Here is a 22,439-nt window from a genome sequence, read left to right as displayed (position 1 = left end):
CTACTTCACCAGCTGAAATGCTTTTTCGCCTTCACGGCTCATGCCGTAGCGGGTGCGCAGTATTTCTTCTTTGTAGAGGGAATCGGTCTTTAACTTCAGGATGAGTTCGTCTCGCTCTTCGATGACCTTGCTCAGAGAGTCGATTTGCTTCTGGTAAAGCTCAATTTCCCTTGCGATTCTACGCTGCTCCGGAATGCTGTTCTTGCCGAACAGCAAATGGAAGACCAGGAACGCGAAGGTTATCGCGGTGGCAATTCCAATAATAAGTCGTATGTGCAACTAATTATGCTCCGTTAAAATAGAATTGGAAGTTGTCCTTTGACGAGACTAGACCAGATATTTCTAGCTCCGTCAATATAGCTAAAAGTTCTGGCGCCTTAAAGTCGAAATCTTCTTGAAGTTCCGAAAATGTTTTGCGGAATCCGTTAAACCGGTCAAAGACTTTTTGAGCCCCGTCCGACAGTTGTACCCCGTATGTGCTCAATTGCTCGATTTTTGCCCCTTCGAGGCATGGAATTCCGGCGACTGCCCGTAGACTTTCGGGGATGAAGACCGCTTTGGCGTGCCCGCTGTCGAGGAGCGCGTTCGTGCCGCTGTAGAGTTCGCAGTCGAAGTTCCCGGGGCAGGCGAGGAGAGGTTTCCCTTCGTCTAGGCAGAATTGCGCGGTGAGTAGGGCGCCTCCTTTTTGACGGCTCTGGACCACGAGCGTCGATTGGCTGAGCCCGCTGATGATGCGGTTCCGTGCGATGAAGTTCCCCTTGTAGGCAGGCGTGTCGCCTTCGTATTCGCTCAATAGGGCGCCTCCTGCGTCGATAATCCGTTTGGCGAGGGTGTTGCGTTCCCCTTCGATTTTGGCGTCTAGCCCTTGCGCTAAGACGGCTATTGTGGGTATGCCTGCATCGAGGGCTGCGCGGTGGCAAAAGCTGTCTATGCCCTGTGCAAGCCCTGAAACAACAACGGCATTTGTGGGTTTGAGCGAATCGACGAGTCGCCTGCAGAGTTCTTCGGCGTTGGCGGATGGGCGTCGCGTGCCGACCATGGCGATGCCGATTTTGTCGTTGGAGGGGAGAGAGCCTTTGCAAAAGAGTTGCTTGGGACTATACTTGGATGCACGCAAGGCGAGCGGATAATTTTCGGGAGAGAGTTTCGTTTCCATACTATTGTCACACCCTGGATGTATTTTGGGGTGTCGTATTTGGTGAGAATAAAGTTAAGGGATATAAGAAACGATATAAGCAAGAATCTAATAAAGCTGTGACTTAATTTACTGAATTTGTTGCAGAAAAACAAGGGGGCGCGTTTACTTTCTATCTTTGGGCGCATGAAGTACACGTTTAAGGATCTCGTCGATATTATGGCTCGTCTGCGTTCGGAAAACGGCTGCCCGTGGGACCGCCAGCAGACCACGCATTCGCTGTTGCCATATTTGGTTGAAGAAAGCTGTGAGTTTATCGATGCCGCGCAAGATGGCGACAAAGAGCACATGTGCGAGGAACTCGGTGATGTGCTGTTCCAGGTGGTTTTCCATTCGCAGGTGTGCAAGGAACAGGGCGACTTTACGATTGATGACGTGATCCAGGGCTTGTGCGAAAAGATGGTGCGCAGGCATCCGCATGTGTTTGGCGATGCTAAAGTAGATACGGCAAATGACGTGAGCCGCCGTTGGGAACGCATCAAGGCTCAGGAGAAAAACAACTTAAAGCATGCGGGCGAGTCTATTATGGATAAAGTCAGCAAGAGCATGCCTACGCTTGCGCGCTCACAAGATATTATCCGCCGCGTGGCGAAAGTCGGTTTCGATTGGGGGGAGGCTGCTCCCGTGTTTGATAAGGCACAAGAGGAATTTGCGGAATTCCGTGCCGAGATGGAAAAGATTTCTCCCGAGAATGCAAACGTGGATCGCCTGGAAGATGAATTTGGCGACATCATGTTTAGCCTTGTGAATGTGGCTCGCCATTGCGGTTTCAACGCCAACATCGCACTGCAACGCGCGAACAACAAGTTCGAAAAGCGCTTCCGCGAAGTGGAACGCCGCGTCAAGGAACAGGGCCAGGAAATCAAGGACGTGGGCCTAGAGGGCCTGCAAAAGCTCTGGAAAGAAGCGAAGTTGAATGCTTAAATGGCTCCGCTATTCCAATTTGGAATGTTCCGCGCGGGATTAAAAGAGTGCGCGAAATTTTGTTCGCACTCGTAATTCGTGTGCTATATTATTCTTGTGGCACAAGTAAATTCTGGTTCTGAGACGGGAAGCCGAATCGAATCGCGGAGTAGAACTTACTAGTGTTACGTTTATAAGAGAGTCCCGTGAGAGCATTGCGGGACTCTTCTTTTATACGAATTACTGTGTGTGTGTTAACCCCAAACAAAAAGACCTGCAACTTCCGTTGCAGGCCTTTTAAACTTTCGAGAAGTTCTAGGACTAAGCTCTAGCCTTGACCTTGTCGCCGTACTTCTTGATGAGTTCTTCCTGGATGTTCTTCGGAACCGGGAGGTACTTGCAGAATTCCATCGTGAATTCTGCCTTACCCTGGGTCATGGAGCGGAGGTCCGTAGCATAACCGAACATTTCGGAAAGCGGAACTTCTGCATCGATCGTGGTCATGCCCTGTTCTTCGCTAGTGCCAGTGATTGCACCACGACGCTGGGAAACGTTACCCACGACACCGCCCTGGAATTCGGTCGGAGTCTGGATTTCGACCTTCATGATCGGTTCGAGAATCTGAGCACCAGCCTTAGCGAAAGCTTCGCGGAAGGCCATACGGGCTGCAACCTGGAACGCCATATCAGAGGAGTCGACCGGGTGGAATGCACCATCCGTGACTTCCATTTCGATGCCGACAACCGGGAATCCGATGAGGGAACCTGCTTCCATGCAGCTCTGGAAACCCTTATCGCAAGACGGGATGTATTCCTTCGGAATACGGCCACCGACGACGGAGTTGACGAAGTTGTAGACCTTTTCCTGGTCGCCTTCGACTGGCATCGGACGCATTTCACCGACAACCTTAGCGTACTGACCAGAACCACCGGTCTGCTTCTTGTGGGTGTAGTCGAACTTGGCCGGACGGGTGATGGTTTCGCGGTAAGCAACCTGCGGAGCACCAGTCGTCACGTCGCACTTGTATTCACGGCGCATACGTTCGATATAAACGTCAAGGTGGAGTTCGCCCATACCCTTGATGATGGTCTGACCGGATTCCTTGTCGACTTCGACCTGGAACGTCGGGTCTTCCTTCGTGAAGCGGTTGAGGGCCTTGGACATGTTGTCGAGGTCGTCACGGTTCTTGGCTTCAATAACAAGTTCGATAACCGGGTTAGGAACGTGCATAGAAGTCATGTTGTAGTGGTTCTTGCCATCCGTGAAAGTCGTACCGGATGCGCAGTCGATACCGAACAGAGCAACGATGTCGCCTGCACCGGCTTCGGTGATATCCACCATTTCGTCAGCGTGCATACGAACGAGACGGCCAACGGAAACCTTCTTGCCGGTTGCCATGTTGGTGATCATGTCGCCCTTCTTGAGGGTACCCTGGTAAACGCGGACGTAGGTGAGCTGGCCATAGCGGTCGTTCACGAGCTTGAATGCGTAGCAGACGAGCGGTGCGTTGTCTTCGGACTTGAGAACAACTTCAGCTTCGTTGTTGTCGAGGTCGAGAGCCTTGTTTTCAACGTCGGTCGGGCACGGGAGGTAGTCGATAACGCCGTCGAGGAGCTTCTGGACACCAACGTTCTTATGAGCAGAACCCATGAACACCGGAGTGATGTCGAGGCGGATGGTAGCTTCGCGGATGACCTTCTTGAGGAGGGCCTTGTCGATCTGGTCGACGCCGTACTGGCCTTCCATAGCCTTTTCCATGACTTCGTCGCTGTAGTCAGCGCAGCAGTCAACGAGCTTTTCGCGGTATTCGTTAGCCTGGTCGACGAGTTCTTCAGGAATATCCTTTTCGATCATGTCGTCGCCGTTTTCGCCTTCGAAGTAGTAAGCCTTCATTTCGATAAGGTCGACCACGCCCTTAAGATTGGATTCCAAACCTATAGGAATCTGCATGACGCACGGCTTGTGGTTGAGCTTTTCCTTGAGCATGACTGCAACGCGGAGCGGATTTGCACCAGAGCGGTCGCACTTGTTCACGAACACGACGCGCGGCACATGGTAACGGCGCATTTGGCGGTCAACGGTAATAGACTGGGACTGGACGCCTTCAACGCCAGTGAGGACGAGGATAGCACCGTCCAACACGCGGAGAGAACGTTCCACTTCGATCGTGAAGTCCACGTGCCCCGGGGTATCGATGATGTTGATGGAGTCCTTTTCACCGGTCTTGGTGTGAGTCCAGTTTGCAAACGTAGCGGCAGACTGAATCGTGATGCCGCGTTCGCGTTCAAGTTCCATGGAGTCCATCGTGGCACCGACGCCGTCTTTACCACGAACTTCGTGGATAGCGTGGATACGCTTTGTGAAGTAGAGGATACGTTCGGTAAGAGTAGTCTTACCGGAGTCGATGTGAGCAGAAATACCAATATTTCTGTGCAGCTGAATGTCTTTCATATTTTTATTCCACTAATGGAGTTGATGTTATTGAATGTTGCGCCCAAAAATAGAAAAAAAGGGGCGAACGTTCAAGTCCTGCCTTCCTGAAAGGGGGTTCTTTGGTGATTTTTTGAAAAATTTTGAAAAAAAATGTTTTTTTCTCCAAAATTTGTTTTTTTTAAGAGTTTTTTGTTACATTGTGCCACATCTTACAAATAAACAAAAAGGAGTAAAATAATGAAAAAGACTCTTCTTCTTGCTACCGCAATCGCATCTGCTGCAGCTCTCTCTGGTTGCGCAGTGGCTTCTGCCCCGGTTACTGGCTTTCTCTACTCGGACGTTACCTATCCGGTGAACGCTACCTCCAACGATCAGGGCCCGAAGACTGGTGAAGCTTCTGCTTCCTCCATCCTCGGCATCTTCGCTACGGGTGACGCAAGCATCGCAGCTGCTGCAAAAAACGGCGGTATCACCAAGGTTAAGACCGTTGACGTCAATGCAACGAGCTTCTTCGGCATCTATGCCAAGTACACTGTCGTCGTGACTGGTGAATAATTTTTAATTCCAGAAATTAAAAAGAAAAAGGGCGGTATTTATACCGTCTTTTTTTTGTTGCTTAAAAATGTTGAACAGACCAAAAAGGTTGGTCTAGCGATGGTGGTGTGCCTTACTAGACCGTTTCGTTGTCTTTTTGTTCTTCTGCGCTATCGGCGGGTTCTTCGGTGGATTCTGGGTCCTTGTCTATAGAGTTTTCGACGAGTTCCGGCTTTTCGACCCCTTCGAGCGCCTTGAAGTAGGATTTGGCGGTCTTGCCGACTTCGTTTGTGTCGAAGTAGGTGTATGCACCGTTACCGACCGCGCCAATTGCCGGGATGGCTCGGAGGGCGATGCGGCCAAGGAAGTTCGCGGAAATCTTGACGCCGATTTTCTGGAGCAACTTTTGGAGGGCTGCAAGCGAAAGCTTCTGGACGACGATGCGGCTGCCTGTGCGTACGGCGACATCGCGGAGGAGCGATGCGGCGCTGTGGCGGAATAAACACCAGACCATGGCTTCACGGCTGAGCAAGGCAAACTTGCCGTAAGTGCAGGCGATGTCGGAGACTAGCTGTGCCTGGATGCGCCAGACGGCGGCAATGTCCGGGATGGAGGTCAGGACGCCGGTAAAACCCGCCGGTATAGAAAGCGACGTGCTTATGGCGGCAGCCTTGATGGCCGCTTGCTTGATGAGAATGTCGGCTCTTGCATCGGGGTCCCTGTTGGGGCAGAGAAGCGAATCCGGAATGTCCGTAATCAGGTTGAAGACGACTGAGTTGAACATTTCCTGAATGGAGCTGGATTCGTCTTTTTTAAATTCGTTAAAGTTTAACATAACTGCCTCCTTCTATTTCAAGAACATTTTAACAATTCCTGCGATGTTTTGAGGAATCTTATAATTAAAATTACTTTTTTCTAACCACATTTTCACAATTTCATCCACCCAAAGTCGATCTGAAGCGATTTTTGTGACAAAAAATTCGGTTTTTTCGCCGTTTTCGACAATTTTATAGTTCAAATGGAACGAAATAGGGGAGGTTTCTCCATGCGGGATGACTGTGAGGTCCATTGTCTGCTTTTCGGCATTGACGCTGAAGGACACGTTGTTTAATGCTTTCTGAAGCTGTTCTTCCATGATTACACCTTCTGTGGCGGTTAGAACAAAATTTTAGCGAACAAGCCCGTACCCTTTGGGAGAGCCTTCTTGATGGAATGGTCTTTGAACCACAAGGTGGCGATTTCGTTAATGAGCGTCCGTGGGCTTTCTACTTTGTTTATGACGATCATCGTTCCTTGTTCCGTATCTTCGAAACAGTAGTGCGCACAAAGTGTGGTCGGCGAGAATTCGCCATGCAGGAGGATGGTTACGTTTGCCTGGTTTTCAAGCGAATCGATTTCGACGTTCAGGATTTCACCAAATCGGTTGATGAAGTCGTTGCGTCTGAAGAACATCTCGATGGCTTTGTCGCGTGCGTTAGAAAGGAAGGACATGGTTTTATTATTAGTTGGTAGTTACTAGTTGTTGGTTACTAGTTAATTCGTGTACCTGTTTTTTCGGTTGTAATATATATTCTTTTGCGAAAAATGCAAAAAAATAACACCTCGTGCTTTTTACGGCGCGAGGCGTTCTATAGTATTTGAAATGCGGCGGTTTAGCGCGGAAGCGTGAGGATGTCGATGCCATCCTTGGTCTTCACGACGGTGTGTTCCCACTGGGCGCTGAGAGAGCCATCGCGGGTCACTGCGGTCCAACCGTCAGCGAGAGTCTTTGTTCCCGGGCGTCCGACGTTGAGCATCGGTTCGACCGTAAAGACGTTACCGACTTCGATGAACGGGCAACGTTCGTAGTTGCGGAAGTGGTAGACAGTCGGTTCTTCGTGGAAACCGCGGCCGATGCCGTGACCGCAGTAGTCTTCGACGACGCTAAAGCCGTGTTCGTCGGCGATGTCCTGGATGGCGCAGCCGATGTCGTTCCAGTGGGCGCCTCTTTCACCTGCAGCGCGGATGCCTTCTTCCATGCAGAACTTGGCCGTATCGACGAGTTCGCGGGCAATGTCAGAGACCTTGCCGACGCAGAACATGGCAGACGTATCGCCGTGGTAGCCGGAGAGGATCGTGGTGATGTCGATGTTCACGATGTCGCCATCCTTGAGGATGGTGTTCGCGTTCGGAATGCCGTGGCAGACAACTTCGTTGATGCTGATGCAGGCGTAGCGCGGGTAACCGTGATAGCCCATGCAGGCGGAGATGCCCTTGTGCTGGCGAGTGTAGTCGCCGATGAATTCATCGATTTCGAGCGTGGAGACGCCGGGCTTGCACATTTCTCCAGCACGGATCAGCGTTTCGGCAGCGAGAGCGCCGGCATCGCGGATCAGTTCGATTTCTTTTGCGGATTTTACTTTGATCTTTGCCATTTCTAGGCCTTCTTGTTTTTATTTAAGTTCTTTTATGTGCCTACTTCTTCCAAGCGTATCTGTCGAGCAGGTAGGCAAGTAGCATCTGGTCGTCGGTCGTGCCGTTCGCGAGGTCTTTGACGAGCGGGAGCATACGGCTGATGCGTTCGGTTGCTTTTTGACCGCCGAAGTGCTTGCGGACTTCTTCGAGGCGGACCTTAGTGCGTTCGCTCACCTTCTTTGCGATTTCTTCGTTTGTGAGCGGATCCATCTTGATGAAGTTGATGCCGAAGTCGACGGCCGTCTGGCGGAGGTCGATTTCTTCGACCGGCGTGATAAGCGAGATGCAGAGACCGCTGCGGCCTGCACGGGCGGTACGTCCGCTGCGGTGCACATAGACTTCGTGGTCGGCAGGGTGGTCGTAGACAATCACGTGTGTTACGTGGTCCACGTCGATACCGCGAGCGGCCACGTCTGTGCAGATGAGAATCTTGAGCTTCTTGTCGCGGAAGGCGTTGAGCGTCTTTTCGCGGAGGCTCTGGGCCACGTCGCCACTCAATGCGCCAACTTCAAAACCGTAACCGGAAAGCACCTGTTCGAGGTAGCTCACGTCGCGCTTGTAGTTGCAGAAAATCATGCAGCTTTCAGGATTGTAGTATTCCAGAACCTTGATGGTCATGGAATCCTTTTCCATCACGTCGCAAGTGTAGTAGCGGTGTTCGAGGTTGTTCGCGATGACCTTGTCGTAGCTGAGCGAAAGGAAATCGGCACCCGGGCGCTGGAATTCGCGAGCAAGGCTCTTGACCGTCTGCGGAATCGTGGCGCTGTACATCGTGCAGGAGATAGCCTTCGGCAGGTACTTGCGGATCTTCTGCATGTCGGGGTAGAAACCCATCGAGAGCATTTCGTCCGCTTCGTCGAGCACGAGGTCGCGGATAGAAAGCAAGTCTACGTTGCCGCGCTGGATGTGGTCCATGAGACGGCCCGGAGTGGCAACAATCACATGAACGCCGGAGCGGAGAGCCTTGATTTGCGGTTCGTAGCTCACGCCGCCAAAGATGGCGACGGACTTGATACCCGTACCCTTCGAGAGCTTTTCAAATTCTTCTTGCACCTGGATGCAGAGTTCTCGCGTGGGCACGAGGATAAGTGCCTGCGGATACGGATGGTCACGGACAATGACCTGCAAAAGCGGGAGGGCATATGCGCCCGTCTTGCCCGAACCCGTCTTCGATTGCACGAGCATATCGCGGGCGGCGAGCATGTAAGGGATGGATTTGCGCTGGACAGGCATCAGTTCGGTCCAGCCGTGTTCCCGGAGAATAGCCTTCTGTTCTTCGGGGAGCATATCAAACGTATAATCGGGGAGCTTGTTCTTGGGCTCGATAATTTTGACAGGCGTTAAAAACGGATTTACTCTTTCTTTCGTTTCTTCTTTAATTTCGTCACTCATAGTGACGGCAAATTTAGCAAATTATAAAGTCCAGTGGTATTCAAACCCAAGGCTTACAAAGCAATCGAGGGTGAATCTTCCGATTGTTGTGGGGGCGGCGCCTGCATCGGGCGATGGGGCTTCGTAAATGTCCCTGCCGCGGCTAGAGATGCCTGCACGCAGGTCTAGGCCGTAATGCTTCTTGAAGACGAACTGTCCGCCAATGCCGACCAACGCGCCTTTGTAGACGTCTTCAAACTTGACGCGGTACTGGTAAGCTCTTGAGGGCTTCTTGACTTCTTTTTTCAAGCCAATATCTTCGGAATAGAACGTGTATTGGAATCCGAGGAAGAATAGCGGCGTGATGTCGAGCCAAGTCGTGATGGGGTAGGTCATGGACAAAATAGCGTTGAGGCCAATGTCGTGCTGTCCAAAATTCCAGTGGTCGAGTTCTTTGTAGACGGTGTCGGATTTGTCTGTTTTCATGTCGCGGTTGGAATAGCGGTACATGAGTTCAATGCCCATAAATCCGTGCCAAGTGAGGCCTGCGTAAAGGCTGAGGAATGTATCGTCATCTTCGATAAAGTTCCAGAGGCTTACAGAATCCTTGGTGACTCGGTAATTCCTGACGCGGCTTCTGGTGTGGCTGCTAGTCCAGTTGTCCGGTGTGAGCGGGAAATGGGCTTGTGAGTAGCCGACTCCAACACCTGCCCAAATCTTTAAGTTCGGGACTTCCTTATAGAGGTCGTCGGGTTCAGTCTGCATCTTGAGGCGTTCTTCTTTGGTGAGGCGGCGCTTGGTGCGCTTGTCGAAGAACGTGGCGGCGATTTCGTCACTGAGGGCGACCTTGTCGGAGTTTGCCTTGACGATGCCTGCGGCTTTAGGTTCCTGAGTTGTTTCGTCAAAGATGGCAACTTGGATGAATTTCCCTTGAGGTGCAAGGAAGAGGACTATATTGTCTTCAAGGGCCTGGATCTTGGCTGCCATGCCGGGGTGCCTTGCACGCAAGTAGCTCGAGGGCAATCCTTTTTCGAGGTTATTCGAGAGCCAGGACCCATATCGAGTGGCGATGGTGTCGCGTTCCCATTCACCGAGTTCACGGCATTTGGGCTCTCCGATGCCCGTGTTGTTGCGTCGGAGCGATAGACAGAATTCGCCTGCGTTGACGGGGGCGTTCCCGTCTAAAGTCCAAATATAAATGGTTGCATCTTTCCAAAGAGTAAATTTGGAATCGAAGTAAACTTCGGCAGCGCTTGCCCAGGAGACCAAAAACATCAAGATGACGAGGAGCTTTTTCATTTGACGACCCCCTCGTAAAGATTCTTGCGGATTTTTTGGACGGCCATCTGGACGAGGTTCGTCAAGTTGCTTAACTTGTACGTCGTTATCGGCTGCTGGATCTCGTCAACGGCGCTAAAGAGCGGGCGCTGTTTCAAATTGTCCCAAAGCGTGTACGAGAAAATGGCGCTGACGTTGTCTGGCTTGCGGAGACTTTCGCTTTCGTTATGGATGAAGGCGTAGTCAAAGAAGTTTTCGCGTTTCAGGTCTGTGCCGATGATAAATTCGTGCAGAATGAGCACTACGGGCGGGACGTTCCCTGCGGAGTCCTTGAGCGTAACGCCTTGTTCCGGAATATGGCCCTTGATGAAAATGCGTTCGTCAAGTTTTAGGCTTTCTTCGGGGAACTTGGTATTGGCTGTATCGGGGAGGACGATGAGATTCCCGTACGCTTTGCGCATCTCGGTTTCGAAGATGTTTCGGCAGTGGAGCGTTCCTTTAATTTGGATGCTGTCTGTGCCGATTTCGAGGCGCTTGGCAAACCAGTTCGAACGCGTAATGACAAATGCGTTTTCGATACCTGTCACCGCAATACCGCCATAAGGTGCCTTATGGTAGGAGGGGTGGCTTGCGGTCCAATGATAAGAATCTGCACACCCGGCGAGCATGCAGATTGCAAATCCAAGGGAAATTATGGACTTCTTGAACGCCATTAACACTCGAGTCTTGAGTTGCCTTAGACGGCGCCCCACTTTTCGCGGTAGGCGTAGACGCGTTCAAGGATTCCTTCGGGGGCATTGATGGCCTTGCGGTTTTCTTCGCTTTCGAGGAATGCGATGATGTCGTTGATGTTCACGATGGAATGGGCTTCGATGCCGTATTCATCCTGGACTGTCTGGAGGGCAGACTTGCCGTTTTCGAGCTTTTCCTTGCGGTCCACAGAAATGAGGAGACCGATGACGTTTGCGTTTTCAATCTGGGAAAGCGCCTGCATCGTTTCGTTGACAGATGTACCTGCGGTAATCACGTCTTCGATGATGACGACGTTTGTCTTTTCGGCGTACTTGTAACCGACGAGAGAACCGCCTTCACCGTGGTCCTTGACTTCTTTTCTGTTGTATGTGAACGTGAGGTTCTTGGCGTACACGTCAGAGAGCTTCATTGCGGTTGCGGCGCAAAGAGGGATGCCCTTGTAGGCCGGACCATAAAGATTCTGGGCCTTGTCGGCAAAGTGTTCCATGAATGCTGCTGCGTAGAATTCTGCAAGCTTAGAAAGGGATGCGCCCGTGCGGAACTCTCCGGTGTTGATAAAGTAAGGCGTTTCGCGGCCACTCTTGGTGATGAAGTTGCCGAACTTGAGGGCACCGGATTCTACGAGAAAGTGTACAAAAGTATCTGTTTTGGTCATTGCAAATTCCTAAGCTTTTGCTCCGACGAGGAGCGCGATAACTTCAGAGATGATGTTGTAGTTGGTAATGAACTGGATGGCGAACATGGCGACAAGGCATATGACGCAAAGCACCAAATAGCTATGGAAGGATCTTTCGAATCCTTTGACCTTCATCTTGAAGATGAGCCAGACGCCGAAGCTCAAGATGGAGCTGAATACCCATGCGGCAGACGTGGTTAATGGGGCAATGCGGCTTACGGCGAATGTAATGGCGATGCCCGGCAAGAAGAAGAATGCAACGCTCAAGACGACGAGCAGTGCAAAGCCGACGTAGTAGGCAAGTCCGCGGTCTTTCTTGATGATGACCTGGGAACCGATCGATGTCTGTTCCTCTTCGCCTGTCATCGGGTTCACGAACGTTTCCGGCTTGAACTGCTTGTACGGCGAATTGGATCTCGGTTCCTTATGCTTTGCCGGCGAAATGACTTCGCCTGTCAGCGGATTGACGAGCTCTTCGGTAGATTCAAAGCTAGTCTGGTTGACTTCGGCTTTTGCTTCGGTCTTGACTTCGCTTTCTGTAGTCGGCTCTTGAGCGGGGACTTCATTCTTGATTTCTTCGGACATAGGTGTCTCCTAGAGAATAAAGGTTCTGCCTGCGTGGACGAACACGCGGTGTTCAAGCCAAAGCTTGAGTGCCTGCGAAAGCGTACGCTTTTCGATATCCTTGCCGAGTTCGACGAGTTCATCGATGCTTGCGGTTTCGGGGACGCGCTGGATGTCTTGACAGATAATCGGACCTTGGTCGAGGTCTTCAGTGGCAAAATGCGCTGTAGCACCGATAATCTTCACACCCTTGTGCCATGCCTGGTGGTAGGGCTTTGCACCCTTGAAGGCCGGCAAGAATCCGTGGTGGATGTTGATGATGCGGTACTTGAATTCTTCTGTGAACTGCGCCGTCAAAATCTGCATGTAGCGGGCGAGGACGATTGTATCGGTCTTTGTTTCTTCGATAATTTCGCGGAAACGGTTCTCGGGGATCGTCTTGTCCGGGTTGGACGGCACGTAGTAGAACGGCACGCCGAAAGAGCCGCCCACGGGGCCCAAGTCCGGGTGGTTACCCACGATGCAGCTGAATTCGCAGGGAAGGTCGCCATCGCGACGTTTGAGGAGAAGGTCGTAAAGGCAGTGGTCGGTTTTCGATACGAAAATGGCGACACGTTCAGTCTTGGAGGTGTCGAACAGCTTCCAGTTCAGCTGGAGGTGCGGGGCAATCGTTTCGAGGTGTCTTTTGACTTCGGGTATGCCATCTGCTTCGATGTCGAAAACGGCACGCAAGAAAAATGTTTCGATATCCTTGGCTGTGTGTTGCTGGAGGTCGATAATGTTAGCTCCGGCCTTTGCAAGAACTTGCGTTGTGCCGGCAATAAGCCCTTTTTGGTCGGGGCAGAGAATCTGGAGAATATAACGAGTCATAGACATACTATAATATTAAAAAATTTAGGCCATGTTACCAAATATTTTATTTCCAAGTAGACAAAAAATAACTAACATTACACTAAGAAATAAAAAGTATTGAAAAATGGAGAGAATTAAATTGTTCAGACTGGGAATTTACTCCGTGCTCGCTTTGTCTGTTGCGCAGGTGTTTGCTGCACCTCCTAAGACTTGGGATGCCATTTTTAACGCCGAAGGTCAGGGCGAATACGCCGCTGCCAAGATTGACGGCAATATCCGTTTTGGCGAATACACTCACTACAAAAATGTTCAGCCGGTTTCCTTCCGCGTTCTTGATGACAAGTTCGACTTCTCTGTTGCCGGTAACATGACTGTTCCTGCAAAGATGGTCGAAGATCCGAGCTTCTACGAAAATTGCCGCAATACCATGGAAGCATGGATTTCGTATTTCGACAGGCCGCGCCGCTTTGGTAACCAGGACCTCATCATCAATGTCGTCGGTGTTGACTTTGCTTGCGGTAACGACTTGTTCAACGTTCATGACTTGCGTATAAAGTTCACGAATCCGCAGGCTCAGAAGGCTTGGGTGAACGAACTTGAAGGCCGTCAGAAGTACAAGCGCGAACAGCTTTCGGAATTCCGCATTGCCGAACAGGAACATCGCGCCGAAATCCGTGATAAGTCTTCTTCTTTTACGGACCCGCGTGACGGACAAGTTTATCGAATCATCAAGGTCGAAGGCCGTGAATGGTTTGCTCAGAACGTGAACTACAATGTCGAAGGCCACTCCTGGTGCTACGAAGACAAGGATTCTTACTGCGCCCGTAGCGGTCGTCTGTACGACCTTGAAGGTGCTCGTAAGGCTTGCCCGGAAGGCTGGCACTTGCCGCGTGACCGCGAATGGTCCGATATGCTCAAGGGCCTCACGGGTTGCTATGACGGTGTGGACAAGTGCGGTAACTTTGCTACAAAGATGAAGGCTACGACTGGCTGGCAGGGCGGTGGCGGTACCGACGAATACGGTTTCACCATTTTCTCTTCGGGCTATCGCAAGCTCCTCGGCACATCCACGGTTCGCTATGTCGATATGGGTGAATATGCTGGCTTCTGGTCTGCACAGAACGGCCGTAACGAAACGATTTGGCTTTGGGCTATGGGACGCATGAGTGACCAGATGGTTCGCCAGCTCGTCCCGGCAACCGCAAAGAACAACGGCTACTCTGTGAGATGCATTAACGGTAACTAAGGCTTGCGCTGAGCGCAAAAAAAAGAGAGCTTAAAAAGCTCTCTTTTTTTATATGCATAAAAAATGCGTCGCGCCGAGGGCGCGGCGTATTTTACATCTGGCGGATGGGGAAGAGGCCGAGTAAATCCAGCACGTTCTCGAGCACAATCTGCGTAGACTGCACGAGGAACAAGCGGGACTTTTCTTCGGCGGATCCGAGCACGCGGTCTTCGTGGATGAACTTGTGTGCGGCTTCGGCAATTTCGAGTGCGTATTGCGCAAGCACGCTCGGTTCATCGTCCTTGACGGCGGCGAGAATCTTTTCGCCCTTCTTGGCGAGAATGTTGATGAGGCTATAGGCGGCGTCATCGGTAAGCTGTGCGTAATCCACGTCAGCCACCGGAACGGTGTAGCCAGCCTTGCGCATAATGCTGCAAAGACGGACGTGTGCGTTCTGCACGTACGGACCTGTGTCGCCTTCGAAGCTCATCACGGCATCCCAGTCAAAGCGGACATCCTTCAATCGGCTGTTCTTGAGGTCGTTGAAGGTAAGAGCGCTGATACCGATCTGGCGAGCAATGAGTTCCTTGTTTTCGAGTCCCGGATTCTTTTCGTCGATGAATTCGAGAATCTTCTTCTGGGCGGCTTCGATTACGTCGCGGAGGAGGCTTGCCGTACCGGTACGGGTCTTGCCCTTTTCCCACTTGCCGTCGACCATCTGGAGGATCACGCCGAACGGAATGTGGTACATGTCCTTGTACCATTCGCGGCCCATCTTCTTGAGCACGTGGAACACCTGCTTGAAGTGGAGAGCTTGTCCCAAGTCCACCACGTAAAGGCACTTGTCGAAGTTGTATTCTTTCTTGCGGTAGATGGCGGCGGCGAGGTCGCGGGTTGCGTACAACGTGGAACCATCGCTCTTGCGGATAAGGCACGGGTTCAGGTCGAATTCGTCGAGCATCACCACGTCGCGTTCCTGGCTATTTACCAACAAGTTCTTTTCGCGGAGTTCGTCGAGCACTGCCGGAATCTTGTCTTCAAAGAAGGATTCGCCAGTGTAGTGGTCGAAGCCAACGCCCATCATGTCGTAAATGCGCATGAGTTCCTTGAGCGTTGCGGCGCGGAAAGCGGTCCACAGCTTGCGGTAGAATTCGTCACCCTGTTCGAGCTTTGTGAATGCGGCGCGTGCTTCGTCTTCGAGGCCGGGTTCTTCCTTGGAGGCCTTGGAGAAGCTTGCGTAAAGGATGTTGAGTTCCTTCACGGTGAGGGCGTTCAAAGTTGCTTCGTCGGTCGGGAGCTTTTCGCGGAGGTACATCACGATGAGCTTCCCGAATGCGGTACCCCAGTCGCCCAAGTGGTTGATGCGTTCGACCTTGTAACCGGCGGCCTTGTAAATGCGGGCGAGCGAGTTACCAATCATGGTGGAGCGCAAATGGTGGAAGGCGAGTTCCTTACCGATGTTCGGTGAGCTGTAGTCGATGCAGACAACCTTGCCATTCGATGCGGCGTGGCCGTATTCCAAACCCTTGGCGGCGATTTCGTCGAGGGTAGACTTGGCGAGGAATCCGCGGTCGATGAAGAAGTTGAGGTAACCGTTTACGGCTTCAACTTTAGAAAGACCTGCCGGGAGCTGAACCTTGGCGGCTAAATCTTCGGCAATGAGCTTCGGTGCCTTGCGGAGAGTCTTTGCAAGCGAAAAGCACGGGATGGTGTAGTTGCCATGACTTGTATCAGGCGGTACGGAAATAAGTTTCAATGCGGCTTCTTCGTCAAAAGCTCCAGTTGCAGCAAGTGCCTTTGCGATTTCTGCATTAAATGAGTTCATTGTCGTCTCCAGACTTCTTGGCGTCTTCGCGGATGAAGTCGTGTTCGTCGAGGTTCATGAGTTTGCCGTCTGCATAGAGGCGGTCGAAGGAAATTTCGTTTCTCTTTTCTTCTTCGAAGAGGTGAACCATCAGGTCAAGACCAGCATCGAAGATGGCCCAACGCACACCTTCCTTGTATTCAACGCCGACATAGTGGAGCTTGCGAGCCTTGAATTCCTTGGTGAGTTCATTCAAAATGGCCTGCATCTGGGCTTCACTTTCGCAAGTGGCGATGAGGAAATAGTCCGCTTCGTTTTTGACGCCGCGGAGGTCGATGAGCTGCACGTTCTGGGCGCGAAGTTCAAAAAGGATACCTGCACCAAGCTTAACGGTTTCAGAAAAATCTTGGTTATTTGTTGCTGTCATTTTTTTCTCCCTGATCGGGTTCTATTATTTGTTGAAAATCTCTTCCGGTGTGTACGACGGCATCGACCGTGGCGTTCTTGTTCTGGAGTACAAGAATGTTCTTTGTTTTTAAGGTTGCGGCGAGCGCCTGTGCGCCTTCCCATTCCGGGTTCCTGAGCACGATAATCGTTTCGTCGTAATTCTGGAGGCGTTCGTTGTCGATATGGACGACATCAAAACCGTTGTCGCGTAAGAAGGTGCGCATCTTGACGGCGGCACCCTTCATGCTGCAGCTGTTTAGCACTTCGACTTCGCCCTTGATGCGGCGAACTTCGCGAACGACGGGGGCTGGCTTTTCTTCTTCACAGCCTGCCAAAAGGAATGCGGCAAAAACAGCCGAAGAAACTCCTACGGCAAAGTTCAGGTGGAGCGCTTTAGAATAGTTGCGGAACATTCTTTGCCGTAAAATTTAGAAAAATAAAAAGCCCCCGAAATAAATCCGGGGTGGCAATATAGAATAGATGTGCTTACTGGCAGAGAATGGAACTTCGGCTAGGGCATTCGCTGTGGAAGAAACTGCGTGGGCCGTAGGCTTTCAGGGCGTCTCGTTCATTGACGTAGGAAATTCTTATCAATGTGTTTTCGCTTGGCTTGTATTCTAGAGAAACATCTGGAATCAACACATTAACATTGCCTTGGCGTAGGTCCTCTCTTGCGATGCGGCTACCATTGCTAATGTTTGCGTAGATTGGCATCCAAAGACCGATATTTGCGTACAAGTGAAGAATCGGTGTGAACTCGTAGGCGAAATGTCCCATAAGGCTTTGGTTAGCGAACGACCCGAAACTTCCTGCAACGAAATTGAGCGAATAGGAGTATGCGACTTTTAAGGCCGGATCGAATGTCTGGTGACGGACCATGCGGTCAGAATCAAATTCGCGGTTCCAGGGGATGCCATCGTTTCGAAATTCGTAATTGGCCTCGGCAATGACTTGGGAGGCCATTTCGGACGGTTCGATGTTTGTTGTGACGTTTGCGAAGGCAAGCGTTGATATGCAAAGAGCAGATAAAATAATTCGTTTCATAAAAACGAATATACAAAAAAACGTGTATAGAAAAAAGCGAGAAAAGAGACTATATAATTTAAGGATTATGATAGATCGTCGCGAGAATGGAGGCGTCGGCCAAGGTATTGTCTTCGCAGTAGCGTGCAAAACGAGAGTCGCGGGCGACTGCTTGCAGGCGCACATGACCGAGTGAAGCCGCTGACGCCGTAGGCGTCAACTCCGAGCTGGGGCCCCGCCCGCATGACGTGCTCTTTGCGTTTAAAAAAGATTTTATTCAGTTTTTATCTGCAATAAAAAGAACTGCTCCATGGACAGTCATCGTAGAAATAACGGTGTGGTCCATAGGCTCTGAATGCATCTCTTTCGTTGACGTACAAGATTCTTAGGGAAACTTTGTCACTAGGCTTGTATTCAAGCGCGATGTCTGGAATCAAGACCCCCACGTTCCCTTGCTTTACATCTTCGCGGGCAATGCGATTGCCGAAGTGGAGGCTTGAATAGAGCGGCATCCATAGCCCAACGTTTGCGTACAAGTGTAAATTAGGGGTGAACTCGTAAGCGAAATGAGCCATAAAGCTTTGCTGGGCAAACGATCCGAATGAACCGCCGATAAAGCTCACGGAATAAGTGTATGCGACTTTCAAAGCAGGGTCGAATGTATCGTGACGGACGAGGCGTTCGGGGTCGAAGTGCTCTCGGTTCCAAGGTATGCCGCTTTCTTGAATGACGTAGATTGTATCGACTATGGTGTCTTGTGCTGCAACGAGTGTTTCCGAGAGCGCGGTAGAATCTGCCTTTGCTGCGGCGGCAAAGGTGAACGCTGCTAGAAATAACACTGTAAAACACATGGATCGCATATCATGAATATAAAAAAAGGAGGCTTCGGTATAAAACGAAGTCTCCTGGTTGAGATTGATTTTTCAGGAATTATTTGTTATTGTCGGTCTTGGAGTCGTCGCTCTTGGTGACTCCAGCGAGTTTTGCCCCGAACATGGAGCCAAGAACTGTACGGAGGTCAATGCCGAGCGAATCCGTGAGGCCATTCGTGACCTGTGTGAGCGTCTTGGTGATATCGCCGGTGAGCTTTGCCGTATTGCCTTCGCCGTACATGGTGATATTGCCAATTTTTTCCATCGGCTTTGCAATGGCGGCTGCAATTTGAGGCATCTGCTCGAAGTACTTTTCAATGGTTTTGAGCTGCATTTCCTGACGGGCTGCGTCACCATAGAGCTTCATGGCTTCGGCCTTCTTGTTGAGCGCTTCTGCCTCGGCAAGACCTTGAGCCTTGATTGCTTCTGCTTCGGCTAAGCCTTTTGCCTTTGTAGCTTCAGCTTCGGCGAGTGCCTTTGCCTTTGTAGCTTCGGCTTCAGCGAATGCCTTTTCCTTTTCGGCGTCAGCAATCTGCTTGATGGCCTTGGCGCGCTGTTCTTCCTTGTAGCGGACGGCTTCAGCGTCTTTTTGCTGCTGGAAGAGTTCGGCTTCGGAACGCTGGATTTGTGCCTGGCGTTCGGCTTCTGCTTTCTTTTCGATTTGAGCCTTAAGTTCCTTTTCGGTCACCATGACCATGCGTTCGCGAATTTCAATTTCCTTTTCTTGCTTGGCGACTTCTGCTTCGGCTTGGGCAACATTGATTTCCTTCTGCTGCGTCTGCTTCTGGATTTCGTAAGCGGCATCAGCAATTGCCTTTTCGGTATCAGAAATCTTCTGCAAGTTGGCCTTTTTCACGGCGAGGTCGTTCTGCTTCTGGGCAATTTCGAGTTCTGCGGCAACGGCTGCATCGTTTGCTTCTTTCTTGGCCTGCGATTGAGCCACGCTGATATCGCGTTCGGCATTCGCCTTGGAAATGGCAGCTGCCTTGCGGATGGCAGATGTCTTATCGACACCGAGGTTTTCAATCACGCCGTTGGCGTCTTCAAAATTCTGGATGTTGAACGTCTGCACAACAATGCCGAGCTTTTCAAGGTCCGGGATGGCATTTTCGAGCACGAGTTCAGAAACCTGCTTGCGGTCACCCACGAGATCCACGAGCTGCATACGGCCAACAATTTCACGCATGTTACCTTCGAGAATGTCAACGATCATAGCGCGGATGTCTTCGGGTTTCTTGTTCAAGAAGTTTTGTGCAGAAGATTTGAGGCGGTCCGGATTGTCCGAAATCTTGGCGGTCACGACAGCATCGACGGAAACGTTGATGTAGTCCTTGGTGGGGACTGGGCTGCCTGTCTTCACGTCAATCTGGATCAGTTGAAGTGAAAGGTGGTCGGCGCGTTCGAAGAACGGAATGCGAAGCCCTGCACGGCCGATGATGACTCTAGGCTGTTTTTGGATACCGGATACGATGATGGCTTCATCAGGGGCGGCCTTGATGTAAGACATCACGAAGATGATGATAAGTAAAAGTATTGCCGATGCAATGGCAATGTAAAGGATATTATCTGGCATTAAAACCTCGTTATTTTAGTTTACCTTTAATATACAACATTTACATTGTCATAAACTGCCAAAACGTAAATTTTTTTATAAAAAAAAGCCCGGCGAAGCCGGGAACTTTATACGCATGTATTTGTGCTGTTAGATTTTTTCGATGATTTCGTTTTTGCCGTTGACGCGGATAACGGTCGGTTTCCAGGTCTTGGCTTCTTCTGGAGACATCGTTGCATAAGCCACGATAATCACGAGGTCGCCCGGCTGTACCAAGCGCGCAGCCGCACCGTTCAGGCAAATCACGCCAGAACCGGCTTTGCCCTCGATTACATAAGTATCAAGGCGGGAACCATTATTGACGTCAAGGACGCCGACTTTTTCGAAGGGGAGGATGCCTGCTGCATCCATCAAATCGCGAGCTATAGTGATGGAACCCTCGTAGTTGAGGTTTGCATCAGTAACTGTAGCGCGATGAATTTTGGCTTTAAGTAATTCTAGCTGCATTGCTGCTTAGAACTTGACATTGAAGAAGCTTGCAACGCCCTGGTCCGGAGTCGGAATAACGCCAAAGCTGAAGCGGTTTGCGTCTGGATTGCTATCCCACTGAGTGGTGATGAATGCATCTGCAAAGGACCAAAGATGAGCGGCTGCGATTCCGAGGAATCCGTACCACCAATAGCTCTTGTCCTGAACATAGAGAACCACTGTTGTGGCGATACTGCCGATTTCGAGGACATCCATAAAGGTTGCCTTGGCAGTCTGTTTTGTTTTCCACTGATAGTAAGATGGAATCAAAAGGGAAATATAGGCACTGCCCTGATCACCATTGCGATAGCGATAAGAACGGTCGATGTCTGCATCTTCCATGCCTTCGGCACGCTGGCTGAGCCAATCTTCTTCGCTCACGCCGAGTCTGTTCCATGGCTTCTGGAGGTATTCTGTCGGGCGGATGCCAAGTTCGACGAGCTTCGTCAACTTTTCACGAGAGACGCCCTGTTCCTTAGCCTGCTGGTATTCCCACTGAGTAAGGCCCATGTCTTCGTACTTGAAGCCTTCCCACTGGCCACCGACGGCCTGTGCATTACCAATGTTAGCTTGAGTTGATGCTTCGGCATTAGCCTGAGCAATGGAATCTGCAGTAGCAGCATCCTGGAAATCGTCAGAGAAGAGGTCGTCAGACTGAGCAAACGCTAGTGAGCCCGCGAAAAGAACAGCAGAAAGCACTTTGAACATGTTACTCATTTTGATCTCTTTCTTAAACGTTTAATGCCGGGGGAGGGAATCGAACCCTCACACTCTCGCGAGTACTGGATTTTGAGTCCAGCGCGTCTACCAATTTCACCACCCCGGCGGGGGAGCACAACAAATATAGCACTATTTTTGCTTTTTTTGTAGGTATAAAGCAAAAAAACGCATGTTTTAGGCGCTAAAATCTGTAAAAAATTTTTTCGAGTATAATTTTGTTTGCTTAAAGGGCCTGTTTTACGAGCATCGGCCTGAATTCCACATTGAGCGGGGCCAGTTTTTTGGCGCCATAGTCCACTGCACTTTCCTTTGTATCAAATGGACCGGTGCGCACGATATAGAGGACTTTGCCGCTTTCAAGCGTGTTCTGGCTGATGGTGCAGGCGATGTTGCGCTTTTTGAGATTGTCTACGAGTAAATCGGCGTTGGACTTGACGCCAAATGCGCCCAATTGCAGTTGCCATGCGGATTTGGCTTCGGCAGGCTTTGCTTCGGGAGCCTTTGTTTGCGCGGGTTCAGCTGTAGCGACTGTTGTTGCGGGGGCTGATGTCTTTGATTCTGTGGCTTTAGCGGCGTCATTATTTGCTGATGGCGTTGTGCTTGCTTGCGGAGCGGCGCTTGCGGCCTGTTCAGCCTTGACTTGCTCGGCCTGAGCTTGTTCCCTCTTGGCGGCGGCTTGCTTCATGGCTTCGGGATTGCCGAGGTTTTTGCAGGCTTCGTTCAAATCTTCGCTGTGGGCGCGGTCTTGGACGGCGACGCAGACTTTTTGCAGCACGGTCACTTGATGCGGCTGCGATGTTTCAATAGCGTGTACGAGAGATTCGGCGGCCTTGTTGTAGCGGCCAAGGTACATTTGGAACTGGGCCTTGGTCATCATGAGGTCCGCGTAAATGGCTTGTTGCGGGTTCGTCTTGTCGATGAGACTGTCGAGACGCTTGCCAGCCTTGCTGAAATCAGCGGCGATGCCCGTTTGGGAAAGGGCTAGCACGTTCCATAAATAGCATTCGGTACGAGTGTTTTCAGGTTCGTTCGGACAGACCTGTTCGTATGCGGCGGCGGCGACTTTCCAGTTGCCGTTGACGTAAGCTTTTTGGGCGGTGGCGAGAGTCGGTGCGGCCTCAGCAAAAGATGCTGTGGTGGCAAACGCGCACAGTGCGCCTGTAATAACCAAATTGTGAATAAAATATTTAGCCATATTACCCTCTAGTTACCCTCAAGAGTAAAGATATAAATATTTTTACAAAATGGCTTGCTT

25 protein-coding genes and 1 tRNA gene are annotated in these 22,439 nt (G+C 50.9%); 3 read left to right on the top strand and 23 right to left on the bottom strand.

All coding sequences use genetic code 11. From position 1 onward, the window contains the following. Both B7982_RS08790 and B7982_RS08785 read right to left on the bottom strand, forming a co-directional pair. Positions 1–279 (bottom strand): septum formation initiator family protein, encoded by a 279-nt coding sequence (locus B7982_RS08790; RefSeq protein WP_088660418.1) that lies wholly within the window; start codon positions 277–279, stop codon positions 1–3. 4 nt (positions 280–283) lie between these two features. Next, entirely contained in the window at positions 284–1,156 is an 873-nt protein-coding gene (locus tag B7982_RS08785) for a DNA-processing protein DprA (RefSeq protein ID WP_088660417.1), read from the bottom strand. Between the two features lie 165 nt (positions 1,157–1,321). Here B7982_RS08785 and mazG point away from each other — a divergent pair, with 165 nt between their 5' ends. Further along, positions 1,322–2,119 carry a nucleoside triphosphate pyrophosphohydrolase gene (mazG, locus tag B7982_RS08780; RefSeq protein WP_088660416.1) on the top strand — a complete coding sequence of 266 codons (798 nt, stop codon included), beginning with the start codon at positions 1,322–1,324 and terminating at the stop codon, positions 2,117–2,119. A gap of 300 nt (positions 2,120–2,419) precedes the next feature. On the opposite strand, the gene fusA is transcribed toward mazG, so the two are convergent. Next, positions 2,420–4,549 (bottom strand): elongation factor G, encoded by a 2,130-nt coding sequence (fusA, locus tag B7982_RS08775; protein ID WP_088660415.1) that lies wholly within the window; start codon positions 4,547–4,549, stop codon positions 2,420–2,422. A gap of 219 nt (positions 4,550–4,768) precedes the next feature. Between fusA and B7982_RS08770 the strand changes: the two genes are divergently transcribed. After that, entirely contained in the window at positions 4,769–5,086 is a 318-nt protein-coding gene (locus B7982_RS08770) for a TRL-like family protein (RefSeq protein WP_088660414.1), read from the top strand. Positions 5,087–5,201: 115 nt separating this feature from the next. Here the strand turns inward: B7982_RS08770 and B7982_RS08765 are convergent, their stop codons facing one another. The 10 genes from B7982_RS08765 to purU all read right to left on the bottom strand — a co-directional run bounded on the left by B7982_RS08765 (position 5,202) and on the right by purU (position 13,031). Next, positions 5,202–5,900 carry an EcsC family protein gene (locus B7982_RS08765; RefSeq protein WP_088660413.1) on the bottom strand — a complete coding sequence of 233 codons (699 nt, stop codon included), beginning with the start codon at positions 5,898–5,900 and terminating at the stop codon, positions 5,202–5,204. 12 nt (positions 5,901–5,912) lie between these two features. Continuing rightward, the gene (locus B7982_RS08760) at positions 5,913–6,200 is read right to left on the bottom strand and encodes a hypothetical protein (protein WP_088660412.1); all 288 of its coding nucleotides are present in this window, start codon (positions 6,198–6,200) and stop codon (positions 5,913–5,915) included. A 20-nt stretch (positions 6,201–6,220) separates the two neighbouring features. Next, positions 6,221–6,556, bottom strand: a complete 336-nt coding sequence (locus B7982_RS08755; RefSeq protein WP_088660411.1) for a hypothetical protein — start codon at positions 6,554–6,556, stop codon at positions 6,221–6,223. A 161-nt stretch (positions 6,557–6,717) separates the two neighbouring features. Beyond that, complete coding sequence (map, locus tag B7982_RS08750; RefSeq protein WP_072826825.1) at positions 6,718–7,479, bottom strand: type I methionyl aminopeptidase; 762 nt, start codon at positions 7,477–7,479, stop codon at positions 6,718–6,720. Between the two features lie 40 nt (positions 7,480–7,519). After that, positions 7,520–8,911: a DEAD/DEAH box helicase gene (locus B7982_RS08745; RefSeq protein WP_088660410.1), complete on the bottom strand. Its 1,392-nt coding sequence runs from the start codon at positions 8,909–8,911 to the stop codon at positions 7,520–7,522. 21 nt (positions 8,912–8,932) lie between these two features. After that, complete coding sequence (locus B7982_RS08740) at positions 8,933–10,189, bottom strand: hypothetical protein (protein WP_088660409.1); 1,257 nt, start codon at positions 10,187–10,189, stop codon at positions 8,933–8,935. Next, on the bottom strand, positions 10,186–10,881 hold the full coding sequence (locus B7982_RS08735; protein ID WP_088660408.1) for a hypothetical protein: 696 nt from the start codon (positions 10,879–10,881) through the stop codon (positions 10,186–10,188). The genes B7982_RS08740 and B7982_RS08735 overlap by 4 nt, the downstream gene beginning before the upstream one ends. Positions 10,882–10,904: 23 nt before the next feature. Continuing rightward, on the bottom strand, positions 10,905–11,576 hold the full coding sequence (gene pyrE, locus B7982_RS08730) for an orotate phosphoribosyltransferase (protein WP_088660407.1): 672 nt from the start codon (positions 11,574–11,576) through the stop codon (positions 10,905–10,907). A gap of 9 nt (positions 11,577–11,585) precedes the next feature. Next, positions 11,586–12,182 (bottom strand): hypothetical protein, encoded by a 597-nt coding sequence (locus B7982_RS08725; RefSeq protein WP_088660406.1) that lies wholly within the window; start codon positions 12,180–12,182, stop codon positions 11,586–11,588. Between the two features lie 9 nt (positions 12,183–12,191). Beyond that, on the bottom strand, positions 12,192–13,031 hold the full coding sequence (gene purU, locus B7982_RS08720; protein WP_233138457.1) for a formyltetrahydrofolate deformylase: 840 nt from the start codon (positions 13,029–13,031) through the stop codon (positions 12,192–12,194). A gap of 106 nt (positions 13,032–13,137) precedes the next feature. On the opposite strand from purU, the gene B7982_RS08715 reads away from it, so the two are divergent. Next, complete coding sequence (locus B7982_RS08715; protein ID WP_088660405.1) at positions 13,138–14,259, top strand: fibrobacter succinogenes major paralogous domain-containing protein; 1,122 nt, start codon at positions 13,138–13,140, stop codon at positions 14,257–14,259. Between the two features lie 91 nt (positions 14,260–14,350). Here B7982_RS08715 and argS read toward each other — a convergent pair whose 3' ends face one another. The 10 genes from argS to B7982_RS08660 form a co-directional block, all read right to left on the bottom strand. Then, positions 14,351–16,063: an arginine--tRNA ligase gene (gene argS / locus B7982_RS08710; protein ID WP_088629365.1), complete on the bottom strand. Its 1,713-nt coding sequence runs from the start codon at positions 16,061–16,063 to the stop codon at positions 14,351–14,353. Continuing rightward, a complete protein-coding gene (gene rsfS, locus B7982_RS08705) occupies positions 16,050–16,469 on the bottom strand; it encodes a ribosome silencing factor (RefSeq protein WP_012820303.1) in 420 nt (139 codons plus the stop codon). The genes argS and rsfS overlap by 14 nt, the downstream gene beginning before the upstream one ends. Continuing rightward, complete coding sequence (locus B7982_RS08700) at positions 16,453–16,902, bottom strand: LytR C-terminal domain-containing protein (RefSeq protein WP_088660404.1); 450 nt, start codon at positions 16,900–16,902, stop codon at positions 16,453–16,455. Before B7982_RS08700 ends, rsfS begins: the two co-directional genes overlap by 17 nt. A 73-nt stretch (positions 16,903–16,975) precedes the next feature. Beyond that, positions 16,976–17,533 (bottom strand): hypothetical protein, encoded by a 558-nt coding sequence (locus B7982_RS08695; RefSeq protein ID WP_088660403.1) that lies wholly within the window; start codon positions 17,531–17,533, stop codon positions 16,976–16,978. A gap of 263 nt (positions 17,534–17,796) precedes the next feature. Then, positions 17,797–18,351 carry a hypothetical protein gene (locus B7982_RS08685; protein WP_233138456.1) on the bottom strand — a complete coding sequence of 185 codons (555 nt, stop codon included), beginning with the start codon at positions 18,349–18,351 and terminating at the stop codon, positions 17,797–17,799. A gap of 91 nt (positions 18,352–18,442) precedes the next feature. Beyond that, complete coding sequence (locus tag B7982_RS08680) at positions 18,443–19,957, bottom strand: flotillin family protein (protein WP_012820299.1); 1,515 nt, start codon at positions 19,955–19,957, stop codon at positions 18,443–18,445. A gap of 129 nt (positions 19,958–20,086) precedes the next feature. Continuing rightward, the gene (panD, locus tag B7982_RS08675; RefSeq protein WP_012820298.1) at positions 20,087–20,443 is read right to left on the bottom strand and encodes an aspartate 1-decarboxylase; all 357 of its coding nucleotides are present in this window, start codon (positions 20,441–20,443) and stop codon (positions 20,087–20,089) included. A 6-nt stretch (positions 20,444–20,449) separates the two neighbouring features. Then, on the bottom strand, positions 20,450–21,181 hold the full coding sequence (locus B7982_RS08670) for a hypothetical protein (RefSeq protein ID WP_088660400.1): 732 nt from the start codon (positions 21,179–21,181) through the stop codon (positions 20,450–20,452). Between the two features lie 25 nt (positions 21,182–21,206). Beyond that, positions 21,207–21,290 (bottom strand) — tRNA-Leu (locus B7982_RS08665). A 117-nt stretch (positions 21,291–21,407) separates the two neighbouring features. Then, positions 21,408–22,379, bottom strand: coding sequence for an SPOR domain-containing protein (locus B7982_RS08660; protein ID WP_088660399.1), 972 nt, complete (start codon positions 22,377–22,379; stop codon positions 21,408–21,410). Between the last annotated feature and the right edge of the window lie 60 nt (positions 22,380–22,439).

Source organism: Fibrobacter sp. UWB2 (assembly GCF_002210425.1).
GTDB lineage: Bacteria > Fibrobacterota > Fibrobacteria > Fibrobacterales > Fibrobacteraceae > Fibrobacter > Fibrobacter elongatus.
Note: the sequence above shows the minus strand (reverse complement) of the source record. Positions and strands in the feature narration are given on the sequence as shown.

Excerpts from the sequence above, each read along its gene's own strand:
- B7982_RS08785 (WP_088660417.1), bottom strand. The coding sequence starts at position 1,156 with ATGGAAACGAAACTCTCTCCCGAAAATTATCCGCTCGCCTTGCGTGCA.
- mazG (WP_088660416.1), top strand. The coding sequence starts at position 1,322 with ATGAAGTACACGTTTAAGGATCTCGTCGATATTATGGCTCGTCTGCGT.
- fusA (WP_088660415.1), bottom strand. The coding sequence starts at position 4,549 with ATGAAAGACATTCAGCTGCACAGAAATATTGGTATTTCTGCTCACATC.
- B7982_RS08770 (WP_088660414.1), top strand. The coding sequence starts at position 4,769 with ATGAAAAAGACTCTTCTTCTTGCTACCGCAATCGCATCTGCTGCAGCT.
- B7982_RS08765 (WP_088660413.1), bottom strand. The coding sequence starts at position 5,900 with ATGTTAAACTTTAACGAATTTAAAAAAGACGAATCCAGCTCCATTCAG.
- B7982_RS08760 (WP_088660412.1), bottom strand. The coding sequence starts at position 6,200 with ATGGAAGAACAGCTTCAGAAAGCATTAAACAACGTGTCCTTCAGCGTC.
- B7982_RS08755 (WP_088660411.1), bottom strand. The coding sequence starts at position 6,556 with ATGTCCTTCCTTTCTAACGCACGCGACAAAGCCATCGAGATGTTCTTC.
- map (WP_072826825.1), bottom strand. The coding sequence starts at position 7,479 with ATGGCAAAGATCAAAGTAAAATCCGCAAAAGAAATCGAACTGATCCGC.
- B7982_RS08745 (WP_088660410.1), bottom strand. The coding sequence starts at position 8,911 with ATGAGTGACGAAATTAAAGAAGAAACGAAAGAAAGAGTAAATCCGTTT.
- B7982_RS08740 (WP_088660409.1), bottom strand. The coding sequence starts at position 10,189 with ATGAAAAAGCTCCTCGTCATCTTGATGTTTTTGGTCTCCTGGGCAAGC.
- B7982_RS08735 (WP_088660408.1), bottom strand. The coding sequence starts at position 10,881 with ATGGCGTTCAAGAAGTCCATAATTTCCCTTGGATTTGCAATCTGCATG.
- pyrE (WP_088660407.1), bottom strand. The coding sequence starts at position 11,576 with ATGACCAAAACAGATACTTTTGTACACTTTCTCGTAGAATCCGGTGCC.
- B7982_RS08725 (WP_088660406.1), bottom strand. The coding sequence starts at position 12,182 with ATGTCCGAAGAAATCAAGAATGAAGTCCCCGCTCAAGAGCCGACTACA.
- purU (WP_233138457.1), bottom strand. The coding sequence starts at position 13,031 with ATGACTCGTTATATTCTCCAGATTCTCTGCCCCGACCAAAAAGGGCTT.
- B7982_RS08715 (WP_088660405.1), top strand. The coding sequence starts at position 13,138 with ATGGAGAGAATTAAATTGTTCAGACTGGGAATTTACTCCGTGCTCGCT.
- argS (WP_088629365.1), bottom strand. The coding sequence starts at position 16,063 with ATGAACTCATTTAATGCAGAAATCGCAAAGGCACTTGCTGCAACTGGA.
- rsfS (WP_012820303.1), bottom strand. The coding sequence starts at position 16,469 with ATGACAGCAACAAATAACCAAGATTTTTCTGAAACCGTTAAGCTTGGT.
- B7982_RS08700 (WP_088660404.1), bottom strand. The coding sequence starts at position 16,902 with ATGTTCCGCAACTATTCTAAAGCGCTCCACCTGAACTTTGCCGTAGGA.
- B7982_RS08695 (WP_088660403.1), bottom strand. The coding sequence starts at position 17,533 with ATGAAACGAATTATTTTATCTGCTCTTTGCATATCAACGCTTGCCTTC.
- B7982_RS08680 (WP_012820299.1), bottom strand. The coding sequence starts at position 19,957 with ATGCCAGATAATATCCTTTACATTGCCATTGCATCGGCAATACTTTTA.
- panD (WP_012820298.1), bottom strand. The coding sequence starts at position 20,443 with ATGCAGCTAGAATTACTTAAAGCCAAAATTCATCGCGCTACAGTTACT.
- B7982_RS08670 (WP_088660400.1), bottom strand. The coding sequence starts at position 21,181 with ATGAGTAACATGTTCAAAGTGCTTTCTGCTGTTCTTTTCGCGGGCTCA.
- B7982_RS08660 (WP_088660399.1), bottom strand. The coding sequence starts at position 22,379 with ATGGCTAAATATTTTATTCACAATTTGGTTATTACAGGCGCACTGTGC.